The 20,992-nt window shown below is 50.1% G+C and carries 18 protein-coding genes; 6 read left to right on the forward strand and 12 right to left on the reverse strand.

All coding sequences use genetic code 11. The features are described from left to right. Positions 1–4 precede the first annotated feature (4 nt). Complete coding sequence (locus DYE26_RS23535) at positions 5–742, forward strand: amino acid ABC transporter ATP-binding protein (RefSeq protein ID WP_036618303.1); 738 nt, start codon at positions 5–7, stop codon at positions 740–742. A gap of 298 nt (positions 743–1,040) precedes the next feature. On the opposite strand, the gene DYE26_RS23540 is transcribed toward DYE26_RS23535, so the two are convergent. After that, positions 1,041–1,766 (reverse strand): hypothetical protein, encoded by a 726-nt coding sequence (locus tag DYE26_RS23540; RefSeq protein ID WP_036618305.1) that lies wholly within the window; start codon positions 1,764–1,766, stop codon positions 1,041–1,043. A 609-nt stretch (positions 1,767–2,375) separates the two neighbouring features. Beyond that, positions 2,376–2,570, reverse strand: a complete 195-nt coding sequence (locus tag DYE26_RS33195) for a PIN domain-containing protein (protein ID WP_124332254.1) — start codon at positions 2,568–2,570, stop codon at positions 2,376–2,378. Positions 2,571–2,712: 142 nt separating this feature from the next. Between DYE26_RS33195 and DYE26_RS23545 the strand changes: the two genes are divergently transcribed. Next, a complete protein-coding gene (locus DYE26_RS23545) occupies positions 2,713–3,099 on the forward strand; it encodes a hypothetical protein (RefSeq protein ID WP_227872791.1) in 387 nt (128 codons plus the stop codon). Positions 3,100–3,205: 106 nt separating this feature from the next. Here DYE26_RS23545 and DYE26_RS23550 read toward each other — a convergent pair whose 3' ends face one another. Beyond that, on the reverse strand, positions 3,206–4,171 hold the full coding sequence (locus DYE26_RS23550; protein WP_051985155.1) for an Rpn family recombination-promoting nuclease/putative transposase: 966 nt from the start codon (positions 4,169–4,171) through the stop codon (positions 3,206–3,208). 396 nt (positions 4,172–4,567) lie between these two features. On the opposite strand from DYE26_RS23550, the gene DYE26_RS23555 reads away from it, so the two are divergent. The 3 genes from DYE26_RS23555 to DYE26_RS23565 all read left to right on the forward strand — a co-directional run bounded on the left by DYE26_RS23555 (position 4,568) and on the right by DYE26_RS23565 (position 8,053). After that, on the forward strand, positions 4,568–5,917 hold the full coding sequence (locus DYE26_RS23555) for a helix-turn-helix domain-containing protein (RefSeq protein WP_306308141.1): 1,350 nt from the start codon (positions 4,568–4,570) through the stop codon (positions 5,915–5,917). 168 nt (positions 5,918–6,085) lie between these two features. Continuing rightward, positions 6,086–7,468, forward strand: a complete 1,383-nt coding sequence (locus DYE26_RS23560) for a helix-turn-helix domain-containing protein (RefSeq protein ID WP_036618309.1) — start codon at positions 6,086–6,088, stop codon at positions 7,466–7,468. A 399-nt stretch (positions 7,469–7,867) separates the two neighbouring features. Beyond that, entirely contained in the window at positions 7,868–8,053 is a 186-nt protein-coding gene (locus tag DYE26_RS23565; RefSeq protein ID WP_036618311.1) for an aspartyl-phosphate phosphatase Spo0E family protein, read from the forward strand. A 70-nt stretch (positions 8,054–8,123) separates the two neighbouring features. On the opposite strand, the gene DYE26_RS23570 is transcribed toward DYE26_RS23565, so the two are convergent. Then, positions 8,124–8,513: a GGDEF domain-containing protein gene (locus DYE26_RS23570; RefSeq protein ID WP_036618313.1), complete on the reverse strand. Its 390-nt coding sequence runs from the start codon at positions 8,511–8,513 to the stop codon at positions 8,124–8,126. Positions 8,514–8,577: 64 nt separating this feature from the next. Beyond that, positions 8,578–9,972, reverse strand: a complete 1,395-nt coding sequence (locus DYE26_RS23575) for a family 4 glycosyl hydrolase (RefSeq protein WP_036618314.1) — start codon at positions 9,970–9,972, stop codon at positions 8,578–8,580. Between the two features lie 154 nt (positions 9,973–10,126). On the opposite strand from DYE26_RS23575, the gene DYE26_RS23580 reads away from it, so the two are divergent. Then, positions 10,127–10,993 carry an AraC family transcriptional regulator gene (locus tag DYE26_RS23580; RefSeq protein ID WP_036618316.1) on the forward strand — a complete coding sequence of 289 codons (867 nt, stop codon included), beginning with the start codon at positions 10,127–10,129 and terminating at the stop codon, positions 10,991–10,993. Between the two features lie 1,403 nt (positions 10,994–12,396). On the opposite strand, the gene DYE26_RS23590 is transcribed toward DYE26_RS23580, so the two are convergent. The 7 genes from DYE26_RS23590 to DYE26_RS23620 form a co-directional block, all read right to left on the reverse strand. Further along, a complete protein-coding gene (locus DYE26_RS23590) occupies positions 12,397–13,734 on the reverse strand; it encodes a 6-phospho-beta-glucosidase (RefSeq protein WP_036618319.1) in 1,338 nt (445 codons plus the stop codon). 1,014 nt (positions 13,735–14,748) lie between these two features. Further along, positions 14,749–15,744, reverse strand: a complete 996-nt coding sequence (locus DYE26_RS23595; RefSeq protein ID WP_036618321.1) for an N-acetylglucosamine kinase — start codon at positions 15,742–15,744, stop codon at positions 14,749–14,751. 7 nt (positions 15,745–15,751) lie between these two features. Further along, positions 15,752–16,744, reverse strand: coding sequence for a LacI family DNA-binding transcriptional regulator (locus tag DYE26_RS23600; RefSeq protein WP_036618323.1), 993 nt, complete (start codon positions 16,742–16,744; stop codon positions 15,752–15,754). Between the two features lie 95 nt (positions 16,745–16,839). Continuing rightward, positions 16,840–18,261: an ABC transporter substrate-binding protein gene (locus DYE26_RS23605; protein ID WP_051985156.1), complete on the reverse strand. Its 1,422-nt coding sequence runs from the start codon at positions 18,259–18,261 to the stop codon at positions 16,840–16,842. A 56-nt stretch (positions 18,262–18,317) separates the two neighbouring features. Continuing rightward, positions 18,318–19,205: a carbohydrate ABC transporter permease gene (locus tag DYE26_RS23610; RefSeq protein WP_036618326.1), complete on the reverse strand. Its 888-nt coding sequence runs from the start codon at positions 19,203–19,205 to the stop codon at positions 18,318–18,320. Continuing rightward, positions 19,206–20,060: a carbohydrate ABC transporter permease gene (locus tag DYE26_RS23615; RefSeq protein WP_051985157.1), complete on the reverse strand. Its 855-nt coding sequence runs from the start codon at positions 20,058–20,060 to the stop codon at positions 19,206–19,208. It abuts the gene before it with no gap. A 527-nt stretch (positions 20,061–20,587) separates the two neighbouring features. After that, positions 20,588–20,797: a hypothetical protein gene (locus DYE26_RS23620; protein ID WP_036618328.1), complete on the reverse strand. Its 210-nt coding sequence runs from the start codon at positions 20,795–20,797 to the stop codon at positions 20,588–20,590. Positions 20,798–20,992 lie beyond the last annotated feature (195 nt).

Raw genomic sequence — 20,992 nt, forward strand, 5'->3', positions numbered from 1 at the left:
GGATATGATTAGAGTCACGAATTTAACCAAAAGCTTTAAAGGCCTGGAGGTCCTTAAAGGCATCGATCTTGAACTCAAAGACGGGGAAGTACTCTCGATTATCGGCCCTTCCGGGTCGGGGAAATCGACGCTGATCCGCTGTTTGAACTTTCTGGAGAAGCCGGACACCGGGATCATTGAAATCGGAAACGCCAAGCTGGACGCGGAAAACTGCACGCGTAAGGAAATTCAGCAGTTGCGTTCGCAAACCGCCATGGTCTTCCAAAACTATAATTTGTACAAAAATAAAACGGCATTGCAAAATGTGACGGAATCTTTGATCGTTGTGAAAAAAATGCCGAAAAAGGATGCGGACGAGCTTGGCATGCAGCTGCTGAAGCAAGTCGGGCTGGACCACAAGAAGGACAACTATCCCGCGACGCTGTCGGGCGGCCAGCAGCAGCGCGTCAGCATCGCTCGTGCGCTGGCCATGCGCCCGCACGCCATTTTGTTCGACGAACCGACCTCATCGCTCGATCCGGAGCTGGTAGCCGAAGTGCTGCAGGTTATCAAATCGATCGCGGAGTTGGATACGACCATGATCATCGTGACGCACGAAATGGCATTTGCCCGCGAGGTATCGGACCAAGTCGTGTTTGTTGCTGACGGCAACATCGTTGAACAGGGCCCGCCCGATCAATTTTTCAACCATCCGCAGAAAGATCGGACGAAGCAGTTTCTTAAAAACTTTTCAAATGGATAGAACAGGTTGATTTAACTGGAGACCGGATCCCGGAGGGGGGCGGTTTCTTTTTTTGACAGAAATCCTTTTCCGTTAGAGGTCGTGCTTCTTTCAACATCTGGCTCGATGTCATATAGGGGGAAATCTCTAAAAAATCCGTCAGACGAGTTTTGGGTTGCGTTAAACGGTGATTTTCTTTTATTGAAAAATATGAGTAAAGTCTTGCTGGTGAGTTTTTTCTGTTGTGAAGCCCACTAACCTATATGGTCAGTGGGCTTAATTGTAAGAAAAAGGAGAGGTATTTTATTAGGGATGTATATTATCTACCAAAGGTAATATTGTAGCCAGCACTAGTAATAGCATATCTATTAATACTGTCGCTACCAAGGGTAAATCCAAAAAACTTAAGATTTACATTAAAGGCCTCTTTGGATGTCGTCTTAAATACTACAGTTCCAGTAGTTGTCATCTTGTTAGTCGGGAATTTATTAGTTGATCCCGTAGGAACAGTAGTGGCGTGTGGAGATTCTAACTCGAAATTCCCGGTTCCTGGAACAGGAGACCAGTAAGTATCCTCTACAGAATTAATTTGTCCAAAAGATCCGTCCTGCCAGCATGTATAAACTGTGTAAAGATTCGCGCCTGCAAAATGTAGCCCATTATAACCTTGATCATAATATGTTCTGTATGTAGTTCTTGTAGTGTATGTGCCGGTTCCAAGGGGAGTTACTTCACCATGTAATTTATTTGGGGCCTCTTTGTATTCAACAATTTCCCCGTAAGCCGAAACAGTTTTTCCCGACGACTTTTCTACAACTGTCACTTTAACACTATTTTCACTTTCTTCCCTCAGAAAATTGTATAAGTCTGGACTGTAGGGAGTTTCAACTGTAAGGCCATCTAATTTTAATTTGTAAACAGATTTTTCTGTCCTTTCAACATCAGTAGCTGAATTGTTAACACTTTGTGCCGATACTCCTGTTAGAGAACTCATAAGAAGAATAACAGCAAAGCTTAGTGAAAAAAATAACTTATGATTCCGCATAAAAACATTCCTTCTATATTTTAGTGTAATTACTATTATAATATAACATATAATCCTTATTATTGTAAATGAGAAACTTTTATGCTATTCTTGTAAACATACAATAAAGAAGAAAAGAGTTGATAAATTGGATAATTCTGAAGGGGATTATAAGCAACAATTAATCAATGTAGCCAATCAAGTAAGTAGTGTCGGTTCATCGGTTAGTAGTGGGTCCTATCAAATATCAAATAGTATTAAAGAATTAGAGTCTAGTCTTGGGGTTACCAACCTTCTATTGTTTATTTTAATAATATCTATTGGGTTGAATACTTTTATGAAATGGAAGAGCACTAAAAAGAATTGAAAATTTGAAATCAGGCTAGCAACGTTAGGCTTAGTTTGTCAAATCCCTCGTAGGTAATGGTATCGGTTGATACGTAAGCGGATAGTAAGCGATTAAACAACTGGTCTTCAAAATATCGGCGATGGATACGAAAGAACAACGCTCGATGTCTTTGACATTCGGGTTACAACGGTTAGCTTGTGGGTAATTGCCGTAGCAGCAGTAAGGCTATACATAACAGGTAACGTTGTTCCGTTTTTTTCTGAATTTCCTTGGATTTTACCTCACGTTAAGAGTACATCTAAGTCGAGGGGAAGAATTCGTCCTTCAAATCGTTTGGTTAAATCCTGATCGACCCAGGCTTGAAGCCGCTCGCTCCAAGCTTTATCGCTTAATTCATTGATTCCTTTTTGTAATTCTCCAAATGCTACTACACTCAAAAATAAACTTTCCTTGTTATGCTCACGAATCAAATGCATTACGTCTATGCTCATGAGTAAATTTAATGAAATTTCATTGAAAGAACACATTGTATGATCTTTCAGGCAAGCCCATATGAGGAAAAATGTACAAGCTGGATAGGCGGAAGAGCGCCCTTATTCTTTGATAATAAGATTGATTATGGAAAAACAACATTTATCCGAATTGTTCAATACAAGTATTGATCATCCCATGACCTCAGAAAGCACTAGAGATATCTTCACTCACTCTGAGCTCATAAAACATTCAATTAGTGGAGGGGAGATAATTGCTGATAAGAAATCAATGGAACAATCCTTTTTGATTAAAATCGGAGGGACTTCGAAGCTAATTCAAGATGAGGACTATTATTTTACTAAGTTAACAGAAGATTCATTTGAATTTATGCTCCAAGTAGATGAAGATGGTTACACAATGGACTTAGTTGAGGGAAATTTGCCTTTTAATTTTGGAGCAATATATGTATTCGCTAACATATTAAACAAGGAGATACGAAATCCCGTTGCGGAATTTTGGCAGTTCTCATAAGGGGGGAGCTGATTTAAAATCAAGCTTTAGAAATAGGTACTCCCCCCCTCATCACAAAAGAGGTCTCGAAGTTTCCATGTAAGATTGTGGGAGTATTATCTTTTATTTAGTTCGTCTTATATAGCTTGCTTGTTTTCTTCAGTTTCGCCACCTGCTCTGCGGACAGCCCCGTAACTTTGGCCACCAGCGATGCCTCTATTCCCTCACGAAGCATATTGAGCGCTGTCTTCTCGATGCCTTGCTCAATCCCTTTTTCCAAGCCTTTCTCCAAACCTTTCTCGTACCCCAAACGACTCCATGCGGGCATCAGTTCCATAAGGGACTCACCTTCCTCCGGGTATTGTTCTTTCAACTCTTCGAGCAACCGCTTGTCCTCTTCGGGATCGGCATTGAAATACTGATCGGCCACCGACATGATCAGGGCCATTCGCGCATCATCCAACTTTCCTTGCAGCCTTAAAATCATCCGTAAATACGCCAGGCGTATTTCTCGCTTTTCTCCCTTAGTATAGCCCATTTTCGCCAGCAGCGCAGCAGCCACCGGATTACCGGAATCGATAAATTGCCGCCAGGGTTGCTTTCGCATCTCCACCTTCATAAATTCAAAGCGCAAAATCGGCTGCTGAGGAGTGCTCATCTCCAGCGTATTTTTCTCTTCCCTGACCTCGTCCGCCGTAAAGACGGCAATGGGAATAATGAGTTTATACTCCTTCCGATGCCGCTCAAACAAACGGCTGAAGTAGATGAACATCCGCTCATGAAAGTCGTTTTCCCGGTAGGATTGCGGTTCGATGTGAATCAGTATGTACGCATCCAACTCCAAATATCTCGTCTCCAGCAGCAGATCCAGCGTCCGCTTCTCCTCGCCAACGATATCCACAAGTAGTTCCTGCATCAAAAAGCGAGTATGCCGATGATCGAGCAGCTTGTCCAGCTCAGGAAAGAACAATTCAATGAACTCCGCAAAAAAGGTCTGCAGCAGTTTCTTGAACGCTTCGTCATGCGGAGTGAATGGCCTGCCTTCCGGCCATTTCGCTTTCTCTTCTTTTACCGCCAGTTCATAAGCACTCATAAATAATCCCTTCCTCTCCCATAATGCGGCAATTTTCAACAAAAAAAGCACACCCGCTACAACGCCCCTTGGGCGCTGGCAAGTGTGCTTCACTTTTCGTTCGTTTTTTATATGTAAACTATATCATCGATCAGCATGGAGAAGCAATGTTATGTTTACTGAAACAATTCCGCGTTTAAAGACGACTGCTCAATGATTCCTAAGATTTTTCGTCTTTGATTGGCTCTAATGCTTTTGAGATTTTTTTTTGTTAGGCTTCTCAGTTAGCCAGGGATTAATAGCAACCCAATCATGCACATTTCTTCCTTATTGCTCCATAATGCAGCTAACCGTATTATAAAATTAGTATATCGATTGTCTCGGTTTATTGAGGAAGGAGGGGCTCGCTTGAAATCTGTGGCTGCGATTCGCACGCAATTGGAGGAATATTTGAAAAGCAACCGGATGACGCTGAATCAGTTTTCCGGAAAAACGCAGATTAACTCCGGAACGTTAAGCGGGATTATCAACGGCCATCGGCCCATTGCCATGCAGCAGTTGGACCGGATCACGGCGGGGATGGGATTGCCCGAAGGTTTTTTCTATGAGGCGTATATTGAGGAATGCTTTTTTCATGCTGCGCCGGATTGGCGCAGGCTGGGCCCCTTTTTAAAGCGGTGCGCCGAGCTGAACAAGCTGGAATGTATTGAGCGAATGGTTCGGTTATTGATGGACAACCTCTCCTATATACCATTGCTTTTTGACTTGGCCGAACAGTTTTTTCATGAAGGCAAGCGGGAGGCGGCCGTACTATTATACGAAGCGGTCGCGGAGGGTGAACGGATGCAGCACTCCGAGCGGCTGGCGCTCTGCCGGTATCGTTTATTTACACTGGGTTTGTCCAAGGACCAAAACAAGAACTTATTGCTGGCCGCCCAATTTGAACCTTATGTGGATCGGCTGGATGAACCTTATCAGTTGGATGGGTTAAATGATTTACTCAATGTGTTTCTTTCATTGCGCAGATGGAATAAGGTCAAAGAACTGGCGGAAAAATTAAAAGTAAGGGCAACTATTTATTATGAGATGAATGGTGGTAAAAAGCCGACGGAAACCAAAAAACAGATTATTTTTTATGTTTTATATGCCTATTTAGAATTAGGTGACGCACTTTTCAATTTAGAAGACTATGAAAATGCGCTGCAATATGTTCCCCTGTATATGGACTGCGATTGGGTAAAAAATCCTAGCGAAGAAGAAATGGTCGTGATTCGTCAGTTTCAGGAATGGGCCGAGGGTAACCGTTACTTGTATCAATTAATGTCGGGGAAAGTTGAGGTTCTGCCGGATTACGAGAAGTATATATCTACCCGGGAAAACGAAGTTTTTACCGCTCTATGCGAAATTGTTATTGCGGCTAACCGGTATGGTTTTAATATCGATTTTATACTTGAGAAGTACAAGTCTTATTTAACTTACCAGGAACAGCGCTACCGCCTCGGGAAGATTTGTGAGCAAAATACTAATGATAAGTACTTGAATTTATTAATTGGTTTGGGAGAGTATTATTTAAGGAAAAGTGACTTAGGGCGGGGATTTAGGTTTGTTTTAGATAGTTTGGCGTACGCTGTTGATACCCGTAGTGGACACGGAATGCTAAAAAGTGTGGAATTGTTTGGACAATATCGAAGTTATGCCTCTGACGAAGTGAACCGGGAGTACAAACGGTTATATGAGAAAATGAATTTTACGGAAATCAGCGTATAAAAGTTAGATTACCTTGATCGGTTCCGCACCGTCGAGGTTTTCTTTTTTTAGAAAAAGTTAATTTTGTAACATTTTTTTCCTTTTCCTTATTGACCGATGTTATATTAGTCTATACTATTAGTCATATATGGTTGTTTATTCCATTATTGTGTAAAAGGAGGTGTTCGCTTGAAAGCGGCAACGACGATTCGCTCCCAGTTGGAGGCTTATTTAAAAAACAAGAGTATCACGCTCAATCAATTCTCCGAACTTACGCAGATCAATTCCGGAACGTTAAGCGGCATTATCAATGGGCATCGGCCCATTGCCATGCAGCAGCTTGACCGGATTACGGCAGGGATGGGACTGCCCGAAGGACATTTTTATGAGTTGTATATTGATGAATGCTTTTTTCAGGCCGCGCCGGACTGGCGCAGGTTGGGACCATTTCTGCAGCGGTGCGCCGAGCTGAATAAGCTCGACTGTATTGAGCAATCGGTTCGGTTAATGATGGATAACCTTGCTTACATACCGTTGTTGTTTAACTTGGCCGAGCAGTTTTTTCACGAGAACAAATGGAAAGCGGCTGCCATACTTTATGAATCAATCGCGGAAAGTGAGCAGAAGCAGCATTCCGAGCGGCTGGCGCTTTGCCAATACCGGTTGTTTACGTTGGGGTTGTCCAAGGATCAGAATCGAAATTTGTTGCTGGCTTTGCAATTTGAACATTTTGTGGATCGGCTCGACGAACCTTATCAACTGGATGCAATTAAAGATTTGATCAATGTGTTTGCCACGGTCAATCGGCGGGATAAGGTTAAAGAATTGGCCGAAAAACTAAAGGTAATGGCAACTATTCACTATGAGTTAAACGGCAACAAAAAGCCGAAGGAAACGAAAAAACCGATTATTTTTTATATCATGTACTCTTATTTGGAATTAGGAGATACATATTTTCATTTAAAAGAATATGAGAATGCCTTATATTATGTCTCCTTGTATACGGATTGTAGTTGGGTGAAGGAACCAAATGAAGACGAACTGGTCGTGATTCACCAGTTTCAGGAATGTGCTGAGGGGAATCGTTACCTGTATCAATTAATGTCCGGCAAAGTAGAAATTCTTCCTGAATATTTAGAGTATATTTCCACAAGAGAAAACGAAGTATTCGTTGCCTTAAGTGAGATCGTAACTGCGGCAAACAAGTTCGACATGAATATTGATTTCGTGCTTGAACAATATGGGTCTCATTTAAAGTATAGCGAACAACATAATCGTCTTGGAAAGATCATGGAGCAAGTTACAGACGATTGCTATCTAAATCTATTAGCAGGTTTAGGCGAGTACTATTTAAAGAAAGGCGATTTTCAACAAGGGTTGGCGTATGTTCTCGATTGTTTTGCATTCGCTATTGAAATTCGCAGCGGTTACGGTATTCTTAAATGTATCGGCTTCTTTGAACAACACCGGAATTTTGCAAATGAAGCAGCGAACCAAAGGTATAAAAATTTAATCGGCGAGGTGCAAAAACTTAATGAGAAGAAAATTGGCTTTATGGGTAGCTTTATGTAGCTTGGTGGCGGTTACAATTCTTCCAGGTTCAAATCTAATTTCTATTGAAAAACAGCCAACTCCTGTATTGACTATAAATGGTCACGGGCACGGAATGTAATTACATAACCTAAAAAGCGTTCCTGGATTATTGATCCAGGGGACGCTTTTTTTAATCCTATGGAAGCTGAACCAATTGTAATCGCAAAAAGAACTCCAACTTGGCTTATTCAACTGCAAAAGTGCATTCCACCTTCTTTAAAAATCGGCTTTTGCATTTCGTGGATTGCTAAAAAATTCCGGATCGATGCTCTCTCACTCCCTCCTCCCTCTGTAAGAAAGTTCCACTGCTGACAAAATAGCCACACCCTGGGTTTAACATCATACATTAGAATGATGGCGGTAGGAGGAAAATCGTTGATGGAAAGCCCCGAAAAATTAAAAATAAGGATTGAATTAGCCCGAAAGAGGCTTGTCCAATTAGAGATGATCTACGGGCTTGGTCACGCTCTGGTCCTGAAACAATCCGTGCGGTTGGACGAGCTCATTAATCAGTACTACAGGTTCAGCATTATGGTTTCCACAAAGAAAAGAGCCGATGTATAAACCAATGGGCTCAGGACGCAGAAAGCAGTAACTTAGGAACGGAATTCAAGCTTTGATGCAAGGTTATCCGTTATGACATGGCCACAGGATGCAGGCTGACCGCATTCCGGCCGTTTCGTTTAGATTCGTAAAGGGCGGTGTCGGCATCCCGGAGCAGCGACTCGAGCGTATCGTGAGCCCCTGCATATTGGGCGGCGCCGAAGCTTGCGGTTATCGGGACTAGCTCGCCTGCAGTATCGAACGGTTTTTCCTCCAAAGCAGTTCGGAGCTGTTCCGCGACTTCCCCGGCTTCCCGGATGGAAGCTGCTGGCAGGCCGATTACAAATTCCTCACCGCCATACCTGGCAAACAAGGCCCCCGACCGAAAAATAGTCCTGTACACTGCGGTGATATACCTTAGGGCTTTGTCCCCGGCTTCATGGCGACAAAGCCTAATATATACGTTGATTGAGGCACCCATTGGTTATTGTTCTCCATAACTCGGGAGCCACGGGCACCCCTATTTTACGATTTATGAGCGATCATCAAGCCTTCATGTACGTTTCCAACAGCCAATCCGGCAAATAAGCCTTGGTGTTGTTCAGCATGGTCACGAAAAGCTCCTCCGCTTGCGCCGGCGTCAGGGCGGAGAGCAGGGGATCGTTCATAAACGCCCGCAGCGCCAGCTCACGGTCTTGGTTCAGCGAGGCTTTGACCAGCGCTTCCTGGTTGTAAACGTGGCGGATGACCAGGTTGTTGATATCGTCCGGCAGGCTGCCGGCCAATACCGGCTGCACGCTGTCCGCGCTGAACACGGCGTTAGTCTCGACGACGGCGCCGATCGGCAGCGAGGCCACCTGGCCGCGATTGGGCAGATTGACGTTGGTGACCATCGGGCCGCCGGCCCCGGTCAAACTGCGCAGCATGGCGATGCCCTCTTCGCCGCTGTTTTTCAGCGTAAACGTTTCTTCGCCGGAGAGGAGGCGACGGCTGCGGTCCATCAGCTTTTTCTGGTTGTCGATCCGCCAGGAGACGGGGGTTAGCCCGAACTTCCAGCTTTTGACGTGTTCGGGATCGCGCAAGTACCAGGTGTTTGGCAGGAATTCGGCGAGATGGCGGTCCCCGGCGGCGGCGATCAGGCCAAACCGCAGGAACAGATCGAAATGGATCCGGTTGGCGGAGGCGAAGCTGTTGTTGATCCAGTGGTCTTTATCGGCGTGGCCGCTGAACCCTTCCTCGGCGTATTTTACAGCAAATTCACGATAAAGCGGGAACAGGTCGGCGCCCCGGTAAAAAGCGCGGTCGAGCCAGGTGAAGTGGTTGATGCCGAGCACGTTCACCTGAATGTCCTGGCGCCGGACATCGGTGATCCCTTGCATATCCTTGAGCATTTCGGCGAGCAGCGACTGCGTGCCGAACACCTCATGACAGCAGCCGAACGCTTTGATGCCCGGGAACACTTCGTACAGCGTACGGGTCAGCACGCTCATCGGGTTGGTGTAGTTGATGACCCAGGCGCGCGGCGCGTGGTCGCGGATGGCGGCGGCGATCTCGGCGTACATCGGGACGCTGCGCAGCGCGCGGATGGCGCCGCCCGGACCGACGGTGTCGCCGACGGACTGATACACGCCATATGCTTCAGGCGCATGAACGTCCGATTGCATCTCGGCGAACGTGCCGGGCAAAATCGAGATGATGACGAAATCGGCTCCTTTCAGCGCCTCCGGCAGCGTCTTCACCGCTTGGTAACGCCAGCGGCCGACGGCCTCGGGATGCTCCTGCAGCCGGTTGCCGATTTGCTCGTTGGCTTTGGCGGCAGCCAAGTTGATATCGTACAAAGCGACGGCCCCCGAAAGCGCCGGCTCTAAAGCCAGGTCGCTCATCAACCCCCAAGCCCAGCCGCGCGAGCCGCCCCCGATATAAGCGATTTTCAAATCCATCGATTTATTCACTCCTTCGTGTCGTGTTACAATTACGATAGAGCAAAATGAGAGCGATTACAGCACGATTATTGCTGAATTGATCGGCGGATTCTACATTTTTTGCTGAAATGGACCAGGGAAGTAAATCCATCTGCGGCAGGGGGGAACCGGGATGAATATGGAAGGGCAGCTCGCGCCCATCGCGCGGCATTTCACGATCGAGGCGGCCAAGCAGCCGGGCCGGTTTACCATGGATGGGGAGCATTTTCACGATGCCTGGGAAATCTACTATTTGGTGTCCGGGGAGCGCTGCTATTTTATCAAAAATCAAACATATCATATCCGCGGCGGCGACGTGGTGCTGATCCCGCTGGATGTGCTGCACAAAACATCGCCTTCCGGCAAGCTGTCGCAGCCCCATGAGCGGATTCTGATCAATTTTCGCACGGAGGCGTTCGCCGGTCATCTGCCGGGCAGGAAAGAGGACTTTGAGCGTTTGTTCAATGACTTTCCGGTGATGCGGTTAAGCGCGGATGAGCAAAACTTTGTGCAGCCTCTGCTCGCCCGGATGCTTGCCGAGCAGAGCGGGAGGGGGACCGGGTACGAGGATTATTGCCGGCTTCTTTTGTCACAACTGCTGCTAACCCTGGTACGCTTGGCGGAGAACCGCCCAGTTGATCATGGGGAAGCGGAGGCGGGGAAGCGGCCTTACCGGGAAGTCACCGAGGTGGCCAAGTACATCACCGCCCATTACGAAGAAAACCTCAGCCTAAGCGGGCTTGCCGGCCGATTCCACCTCAGCGCGTATTACCTCAGCCACATTTTTCCCCGGGTGACAGGAATGACGCTGGTCGCTTACATCAACCGCGTCCGAATCGAGCAGGCCTGCCGGCTGCTGCGGGAGACGGAGCTGCCGGTGACGGAAATCGCCTACCGCATCGGCTACCAAAGCGGAACGCATTTCGGCCGCGTGTTCAAAAAGGCGAAAGGCGTCTCGCCGCAGGGGTATCGAAGGGAGCAGGGGATGTTGGGGGGATAGGGCGGGGGATCACGTGGGAAGGAGCTCCCTTATTTAACTGAGCCATGCAAAAAGCACCCCGAAGCAGGATCCCAACCTAGAAGGCAGCGCTTGATAGTTAAGCCGGTAACCGATCGTGGCAAGAAATACCGGCAGGTCAATATCCACTGTCCGGACGCTTTGCATGATTATCCCGTTTGATCCGGAAGCAGAGAAAAAGATAAATTCAGGAGAAGAAAATAGGTTTGGGAGCAGCAGACATGCTCGAGATCGTTAGACAAGTTTGTGAGAAGGAGGTCTAGGAGAAGTGAAGCAGACCTGACGGGAGGAACGGGGCAAGACACCGGGAAAAACGAAAGTACCGTGATCAACCCCCACCCTCAACCCCCGGAACAAAAGGGATAATCGTGCAAAGCAGTATGCAGGGATACCAAGACACGAACACTATAGACAGCCACCCCAGAGCCAAAGTCATAATTTATTTTGTCAAGCACACTGATCTCGGTGTTGAGCCATTAATTTCCTCTATTTTTCTCAAATGGACGGATATCGTCGGAATAACGCCATTTATTGTCCTTATGTTTTTCGCAGGAGTGGGGCTGATAAGATTAATTGTATTTTTTGCTTGAGTTAAATATTAATACGAGTATCAAGGAATAAAGAAAAGCAATGATTGGCGAAATGGTTACAGCCTGTAAGTAAGTTAAAACATGGAATAATGGGGCTAAAAAGATAACTATAAAGATAACTATAAAGATGATGGTCATTGTTACTCTTATAAACAAATACTTCTTTACGTTATAGACAAAAAAGAACTGAAAAGAAATCACGAAATAGAATAGAGAGATTAAAAAGTAGTTCGTTATTTCGAGCGGACTCATACCGGAAATCATAAAAATAATTAAAAAGGGGATTAAGTAAAAGCAAAAATGGGATATTGAAAATAAAAAGTTATGCATTCCATTTTTACTTTTACTGTAGATGTAATGTAAGGAGAGCCCAGTGATAAGTCCAGGTGTGAGAAATATATAAGATAAATCCGATCTGGTTATAGCGCCAAATTGATGATAATCATATAGGACAGAGAGACCTATTATTAGAGAAGCAATAAAATAGATAATTATTAATTTTAATTGAAGCCGATACATTGGAAGCACTCCCAATAAACATAGTTTTGAGTCTGACTCCCCAAAAACAGGGAAGCCAGACTCATCTTCATGTTATTATTCACTCACCTTGCGGTACTACAGTGATAATTGGCAAATCAGGGTTTTGCCAGTTTTTATTCTGCATTATTATTATTCCATTTCCATTCTTAGCGGCAAGATTAATAACTCGTTCATAGGTAGCAAGACAAATTCTTGTTAGTAGTATATTTGCCTTCTAATACATCTTTATTGATGTCTTTTAAATAGCGGATTAGTTTAGTTAACGTCTTTCGCTGCGGCCGCTTCCTTCGGGAAAAAGCTCGGCAGGAACTCCTTGTTCGCCTCCAGCATTTCATCCAGCATGCGGATGGCCGCCTCGACGGACGGCACCAGCGGGTGATGGGCCAACGCCTGGAGGGCTAGGCTGCGGTCGCCGGTGACGGCGGCGTCGATGGCCAGCTGCTCGTAGGTTTTGACCGCGTGGATCAGCCCTTTGGCCATCGGCGGGATTTTGGTCAGCGGGAGCGGGAGCGGGCCGTTTCGGGTCACGACGCAGTTGACCTCGATGCAGGCGTCGTCCGGCAGAAAGTCCAGGATGCCGCGATTGGCCACGTTGAGCGTTTGGATATCGTTTGTGCCATTGTAGAGCGAGCGCATCAGATTGACCGCCGCCTCCGAGTAGAACGCGCCGCCCCGCTGCTCAAGCTGCTTCGGCTTCTCCTTCAGATCGGGATCGTTGTAGAGCTCGAACAGCTCTTCTTCAACGCGCTTCACAACCTCGGCGCGGTTTTGCCCTTGTTTCAGGGATTCCAGCTGCTCCTCCAGCATCGCGTCGGTCATGTAAAAATATTTCAAATAATAAGAGGGCAGGGCGCGCAGGGATTGCAGAAATTCCGGATTCCATTCCCGGGGCGGCACGTTTTGCGCGCTGTAGCCGCCCGTGTCGGCCAGCATGTCATCCAGCTTGTCTTCGCCGTTCACATCGATCCGCGACACCCAATGCAGGTGGTTCAAGCCGACGAATTCGGCATACACCCGGTCCGCAGCTACGCCGTATTTGGCCGATACCTGCTTGATCAGGCCGATCGGGGCATTGCAGAGACCGATACTCTTCACCTTGGAATACTTGTGAATCGCTTCGGTCACCATGCCTGCCGGGTTGGTGAAGTTGAGCAGCCACGCGTCCGGCGCCAGCTCCTCGATATCCCGGCACACGTCCAGCAGCACCGGAATCGTGCGCAGCGCCTTCATCATGCCGCCGGGACCGGTCGTCTCCTGGCCGATCACGCCGTATTTCGGCGGAATCGATTCATCGCGCGCCCGGGCGTCCAGCATGCCGACGCGCATCTGCGTGCTGACGAAATCGGCGCCTTCGATCGCCGCCCGGCGGTCGGTCGTCAGGTGTACTTCGATCGGCAGTCCCGACTTCTCGACCATTCGTTGGGCCAGATTGCCGACAATGTTCAGCTTGCGCAGGCCGGGCTCGATGTCGACGAGCCACAGCTCGCGTACCGGCAGCCCCCCGTAATGCAGGATGAAGCCTTCGACGAGCTCCGGCGTATACGAAGAGCCGCCGCCGATGACGGCGATTTTCAAGCCTTGCTCCGTTGCCAAGATCCATCACTCCTGTCGATATTATAAGTTCAATTTAATAAAAAGCAGACCCTATCGACCTTATTTGGCCTTTACAGGGATATTAGGGAATATTTAGGCACATTCGGGCATGATTTGGTCGTTATCGGGCAAATAAACACTAGCGTTGCATTAATTCTGACAAGATACACAAGTTACACAAGGCACACCTCTAACCCCAACTATTCTAACGGTTGCCATAACCGCTATGCGGTCAAAAAACGTTGATTTCAAATTGTAACGGTTGCCATAGCGCTTATTTCACTGAACCCCGGCTATTTTTGTCTAGATTAAGGTAATTAACGGCGTTCACAACCGTTAGAAGCTTGAAAGGGTTTTTTTTCGGAAAATAGCCACTGCTACAATCGTTAGATCTACTGCAAGCTCAATTTTAATTTGAACACCTAAGCCTTTGTGCGGGAAAACTGAAATGTATCAAGGCAACAAGTTGTCTTGTGCATGAGCTTGAGTTTATGCAACGCCAGTGGCAAATAAGGCGCTTCCGGTCCGTTAAGGGCGCTCCTGTCCCCTCAGCCAGCATAATCAGCCAGCACAAGATGAAGTCCCTGTCTCCATGGCCAGCCGACCGTAAAGCACTGTTATTTAAGTTGAGCCATAATAATAGCGGCACTTTAGGCCCTTATTTTCCAAACTTGAGCAGTTGGGCGGTCATTAGCGGATTTTTTTGTGCCTATTTTCCAACCAACGGTGTGAAAAGCAGCCATTTCCCTGCGACTCGAGAAAATAGAGGCATAAAATGTTGCTATTCCACTCCAAAGGGGGCTTGCCGCCGAAATAGGGGCATTTTTTGCCGTTATGCCAAACCAAGCCGAGCCAAGTCGGGCCAAACCAAGCCGAGCCAAGTCGGGCCAAACCAAGTCGAGCTAAGTCGCGCCAAACCAAGTCGAGCTAAGTCGCGCCAAACCAAGTAGAGCCAAACCAAGTCCAAACCAAGCAAGCCAAACCTGCGTAATTTCCAGGGGCTGGAGCCGTCCGCTAATGATTGTTGGAATAAAGTTTGATTTCATCAAATTCGCCGTACCGCGACATTTGGGCGTACACGTCGCCGGCGACGGCGAGGCCGTCGGCCTCCATCGCGAGCCATACCGCCCCGACGACGGGCTCCGTGGCGAGCGTCACAACCGCGGCGTGCGGCGCTGCCGCCCGCACGGCCCGCTCGATCGGACCGCGGATCCAGCCGCGGTCCCCGCGCGTGAGCAGGCTGCCGGCCAGCACGACGTCGAAGACGTCGCGCTCCAACCCCAGCCTGCGGATTACCGCCGCCGCCGACTTGCCCAGCTCGTCGCCCTGGCGGCGCAAAATCTCCAGCGCCACCGCATCGTCCTCCGCGGCGGCGGGAAACAGCAGCCGGGCCGCGTCGACCGGCACGGCTTTGCCGTGATCGAGGAAGTCGTGGAACATGTCTTCCACGTTCGCGTACCCGAGCATCCCCAGCAGCAGCCCGGTCAGCCGCGTCGGCTGCTCCCGGCCGTCCCAGGCGCGGATGACGGAGCGGAACACCTCGATGTTCAGCGCGCCGCCGCCGCCGAAATCGCCGTACATATAATCGAAGCCGCCGCATTGGTAAAACGCGCCTTGCGGATTGCGGCCAGCCGCGTTGGTGCCGGTGCCGCAGATCAAGGCGACGCCGTAAGGGCGATTCGTTCCCGCCCGCAGCCCGATCATCGTGTCGCAGTCGATCGTGTATTTCGTGAACCCCATCCCGCGCACAAGCGGGTGGAGGACACGGTAATCGGCTTCGCGGTCAGCCCCGGCCAGGCCCAGATAGGCGTGACGCAGCTCCTCGATGCGCAGCCCGGCTTCGTCCAAGGCCATCCGCGCTGCTTCCCGGATGCTGCGCTCCGCCCGCTCGGCGCCAAGCTGGTGATTGCCGTTTCCGCTCCGGCCTTTGCCAAGCACATTCCCGTGCTCATCGGTCAACAGAGCGTAGGTTTTGGTGCCTCCCCCGTCGATCCCCAAATAATATCCCAATCGTAAGTCACTCCTTGTTCGCGGTCGTCTCCCGGACGATCAGCTCCGGATCGATCCGCAGGCTGGCGCCGCGCTTCATTTTGCCGTCGATGCGCTTCAGCAGCATGTCCGCGGCGGCCAGCGCGATTTTGTCGGCGGGCTGGCGGACGGTGGTCATGTGAGGCCGGAGCCGGGAAGCGATGAAGTGATCGTCGTAACCGACGACCGCTACCCTCCCGGGCACCTCCACGCCGGCTTCCATCAGGGCGTTCACGACGCCGAGGGCGATGTTGTCGTCGCCGGCAAACACGGCGCCGGGCAGCTTGCCTTCGCGCAGCCAGCGCTTGCATGTCTCGTAGCCGAAGGCGATATCGAAATCGCCGTACACGATCTCAAACGGCTTAAGCCCTTGCTCCTCCAGCGCCTGCATAAAACCGCCGCGCCGCTCCCGCGTGCTGCGGAACACCTCCTGGCCGCACAGATGGGCGATGGAGGTATGTCCCAGCTCCAGCAGATGCCGGGCCGCCGCATACCCGCCTTTCCAATTGTCGACCGTCACGGAGAAGGCGTCGTTCTCCGGCTTCTGGTGATCGATCAGCACATACGGAATGCCGCGCCGCTTGAGCTCCAGAATATAATTGTCTTCATCCATCGGCGAGAGGAGGAGCAGGCCGTCGACCCGGTCCTCCTGAATCAGGTAATGATCGCCGCCTTCGCTGATCCCGGCCGAAACCGAAACGGCCAAATAGTAGCCGTGCAGCGCCAGCACCTCATTAAGCTCTTTGACCACCGCATCGAAAAAAGAGTCGTGCAGCGTTGTAAGGATTACGCCGATGATGCCGGTTTTGCCGCTGGCGAGGCTGCGGGCGGCCGCATTGGGGCGGTAATCCAGCTCCTTCATGGCTTCGAGCACCTTTTGCCGGTTTTTCTCCCGTACGGTTTCCGCCCCGTTCAGCACACGGGATACGGTAACGACCGAAAGCCCCGATTTTTTGGCAACGTCAAAAATACTAACCTTCATTTCGATTTCTCCTTGCGGCAGATTTTCCGTTCCTTGAAACCTTTTTGTTAGCTTTAGTATAACAGGCCCGGCGTATCGTCCGCTAAAACATCAGACTATCGCTTAAGAATTTCGGTGATTTTTTTCTGAATCGCGGGCATCACTTCCTCTACCGTTTTATGGCCGGTTTCGATCGGCTGCATCTCATTGATGAACATGTCGTTGATTTGCGAGTAATGGGTGACCAGGTGATTGTAGGATTCGAACCCGTATTTCGTGGCGCCTTCGTAAACTTTCTTCACATCTTCCGGATTGACGCCTTCAAAAAACTTGTAGTACGTTTCGGCCGCTTTCGCATTGACCGGCGGGTTGCCGCCGCTCAGTTCGATCGACCGTTCCTGCACTTCGTCCGTCAGCAGGTATTTGATCCACTCGAACGCTTCCTTCGGGTGCTTGGAGTCTTTCAGAATCAGCAGCGGATCGACAAACAGCGTGCTGCGCACCTTCTCGTTGCCGCCCCAAGGCACTGCGGCTACGCCCGTCTTGAACGGAAAATCGTTGGCCCCGGCCAGGTTCCAGGAGCCGCCGACGGACATCCCGATCTTCCCGGCGACGAACGGATCGCCGTTTTGGCCGGCCACGCTTTTGCTCCATTCGGACGTGGGGGACACTTTGTCCTTGAAAATCAGCCCAAACAGTTTATTGTAGGCCGCGATCACCTCCGGCGAATCGAAATACGTTTCCGACGGGACGCCGCCGTTGGTCCAGGTGTCCGCGGAGTAAGGCTCCGTGCCGAAGTAAAGCGGGCGCATGTCGCGTTCGGCCCAGGTGAAATCGACGCCGTACTGCGTTTTGGCGATGTCGTCGGAGATGACCGTCAGCTTCTTGGCGTCCTCGACCATTTTGTCGAACGTCCAGCTCTTGTCCTCGAAATCGCTGGGCGGATAAGGGATGCCCGCGGCGTCGAACATATCCTTGTTGTAGAGCATCAGCGTAACGTAGATGTTTACCGGAATGCCGTAGGTGCGGCCCTCGACCTTGTAAATCTCCATCAAATGCTCGGGAATGCTGTAGTCGGCGGCGTTAAAGCCGTCTTCCTGCATCAGATCGGTCAGGTCGAGCAGCATGTTTTTGTTGTAGTATTCGGCGAAACCGCCGTAGCCGTAATGGCTCGTGACATCGGGCGAGTTGCCGCCGGCGATCAGCGTCTGCAGCTTGCTGTCGAACTGCTCGTAGGGCGCTTTTTCCACTTTGACTTTAATATTCGGGTGGGTTTTCTCGAATTCCGGGATCAGCTGCTCGATAAACGTCCGGTCGGGCGAATCGATCGTGTAGTGCGTGATGGTCACCTGCCCGGTGCCGCCGGAGTTGCCGGGGCCGCTCCCAGCGTCCCCGCCGGAACCGCCCGGCCCCGGGCCTGCGCCGAGGTCGCCCGCCGATTTGCCCCCGCTGCAGGCCGACAGGATGGCCGCCAGAAGCAGGATCGCTCCCAATAAGGCGATAAAGCTTGGTTTGGTTGCTGCGCGCTTCTTTTTCATAAAACTCAATTCCTCCTTGGTTTCAGGTAATTCGCTGCCGCACGCTCCCGCGGCCGTTACGACTTGATGCCGGTGAGTACGATGCCTTCGACGAATTGCTTCTGGGCGACGGCGAACAGCGTGACGATCGGAACCATCGCAAGCACGGACGCCACCATCAGCAGATGCCACGGCGGGATGCGGAACCGCGACGAGGTGAGGGAGGCCATCCCGACCGGAAGCGTAAACAGATCGGACGAGCTTAAGTAGAGCACAGGGGTCAGCAGGTCGTTCCAACTGTAAATGAAAGCAAAGATCGCCACGGTCGCCAGGGCTGGCCCGGACAGCGGGAGGGCGATTTTGTACCACATGGCGAGCTCGCTGCAGCCGTCCATGCGTCCGGCGTCGAACAGCTCTTCGGGCAGGGTGGCGAAAAACTGCCGCAGCAAAAAGATGTTGTACGCCGACCCGAAAAACGCCGGAACGATCAGCGGCAGGAACGTATCGATCCATTGCAGCTTGGAAAACAGCACGAACTGCGGAACCATGATCGCCGGATAGGGCAGCATCATCGTGCTGAGCAGCAGCATGAACCAAAACCCGTTGCCGCGGCCCCGGTATCTGGCGAACCCGTAGGCGACGAGCGCCGAGGACAGCAGCGTGCCGAAGACGGTGAGGATGCCGATGGTCAGGCTGTTTTTGTACAAGGTGGCGAACTGCAGGGTGTCGAAGATTTCGGCGTAATTGCCAAAGCTCCAGCTTTCCGGCAGAAAAGTCGGCGGAAATTTCAACATCTCGCGCTGCGATTTCAGCGAGGTCGAAACCATAAAGAACAAGGGCAGCAGCATCAGGAACGTCGCCGCGAGCAAAAGAATAAGACTGGCGATTTTCACCGCGTCCGGTTTTTGGCGGGGTCTGACCGTGGAAGTTGCGGAGCGGGGGGTGGGAGCCGGAAAAGAGCTCATCTATCGTCTCCCTCCTTCGTAATGAACGTAACGGTTGGAAAGCTTCATGATGAGGGCGGTGCAGGCCATGACGGCGATCAGCAGCACCCAGGCGAGCGCCGACGAATATCCGGCCCGGTATTCCTTGAAGGCGCTGGTGTACAGGTTGTAGACGTAAAACCAGGTGGAATAATTGGGGCCGCCCTGCGTCATCACGAACGCCTGCGTGAACACCTGGAACGAATCGATGATCCCCATGATGAGCTGGAACAGCAGCACGGGGGAGATCATCGGCAGCGTAACGTTCGCGAAGATGCGCAAACGTCCCGCTCCGTCGAGCTTGGCGGCTTCGACCAGGCTGGACGGCACGCCCTGCAGGCCCGCCAGGAACAGGATCATTCCCGAGCCGGACGTCCACAGCGTCATGATGATGAGCGCGTACAGCGCGGTGCCCGGGTCCATCAGCCAGGCCGGGCCGGGAATGCCGAACCAGGACAGCATGTAATTGAACAGGCCGATCTGCGGATTGAAAATCCAGTACCAAAGCAGCGACATCGCCACCCCGGAGACCATGCTCGGAAAATACATCGCCGTCCGGAAGAACCCCCGCAGCGGCAGCTTCTGATGCAGCAGCAGCGCAAATCCGAGCGCCAGCAGCAGTTGGACCGGCACGCTGATGAAGGTGTAGCGGAGCGTGACCGCCACGGACTGCCAGAACAGATCGTTGTGGAACATCTCGATGTAGTTGGCGAGACCGACGAATTCGGGCGGGTGGATAATGTCGTAGTCGGTGAAGCTGTAGTACAGCGATGCCAGGATAGGATACAGGGCAAAAACCACGAAGCCGACAAGCCAGGGAGAGATGAACAAATACATGTAGAACGTTTGCCTCTGGCTTTCACGATGAATCACGGAACCACCAGCCTTTCTCGAATAAAGTTAAATCGCTTTAACTTTTGTTAAAAAATATATTATAAAAAGAGGAATAACCGAGGGTTGTTTGCTAATAAAATTAAAGGGCTTTAATTTTTCTTCGATGATTATCCATATCATAGGCGATCGGCGGAAAATAATCAACCCTAAATTTTATTTTGGAATCGCTTTCTGTAAGGATAGCTGACGGGAGTCTTGCGCTTTTGAGGGGAATCCGGCCTGCACCGGTTGAAAATATGAAAAATCCACGCTGGAGATATTGTTTGTGTCAGGTTATATTACACGTTAGTTATAGGCAGGCATTGGCAGAGTTGCGGCGGACAGTCCAAACAGACCGTCTGCATTGCAGAGGCCTGTTTCTAAAGCGCAGAAGCCGCTTCTAAAGTGCAGAAGCCGCTTCTAAAGCGCAAAGGCCAGCTTCCAAAGCATCCGCCGAAAGCGGAAGAACAGGGGCCGAGCCGGGGACCCGGCTAAACGGAAGGATAGGGCGGCGGAGTCATAAAGCCGTCGATTTCCAGCGCCTTTTTCTCGATTTCTTCGCGCGTTACGATCCCCTTCTCCATCAACAGCTCGATCATCGCGCTGAGGGTCAACAGCTGATGGTAATGCTCCTCCTTCATATCGGCCAGCTTGGCCAGAACGTTCACTTCGTTCATGGGCGAAGAATGATAGGATTTCATAGGTACCTCCTTAAAGTTATAAATTAAGGCGAAAATCCGAAAATTACCTGATAGAAAAAGGCTTCAGTACCATCAAAATATGGTAAAATAAATCTATCAATCTATCGCTTTACTATAGTGTAGTCCGAAACGCAGTCAAACATTCCTATTTTTAAGAAAAAAACGCAAAACCCCCATGGTGGCGGCAACCTGTAA

The organism is Paenibacillus macerans (assembly GCF_900454495.1).
GTDB classification, from domain to species: domain Bacteria; phylum Bacillota; class Bacilli; order Paenibacillales; family Paenibacillaceae; genus Fontibacillus; species Fontibacillus macerans.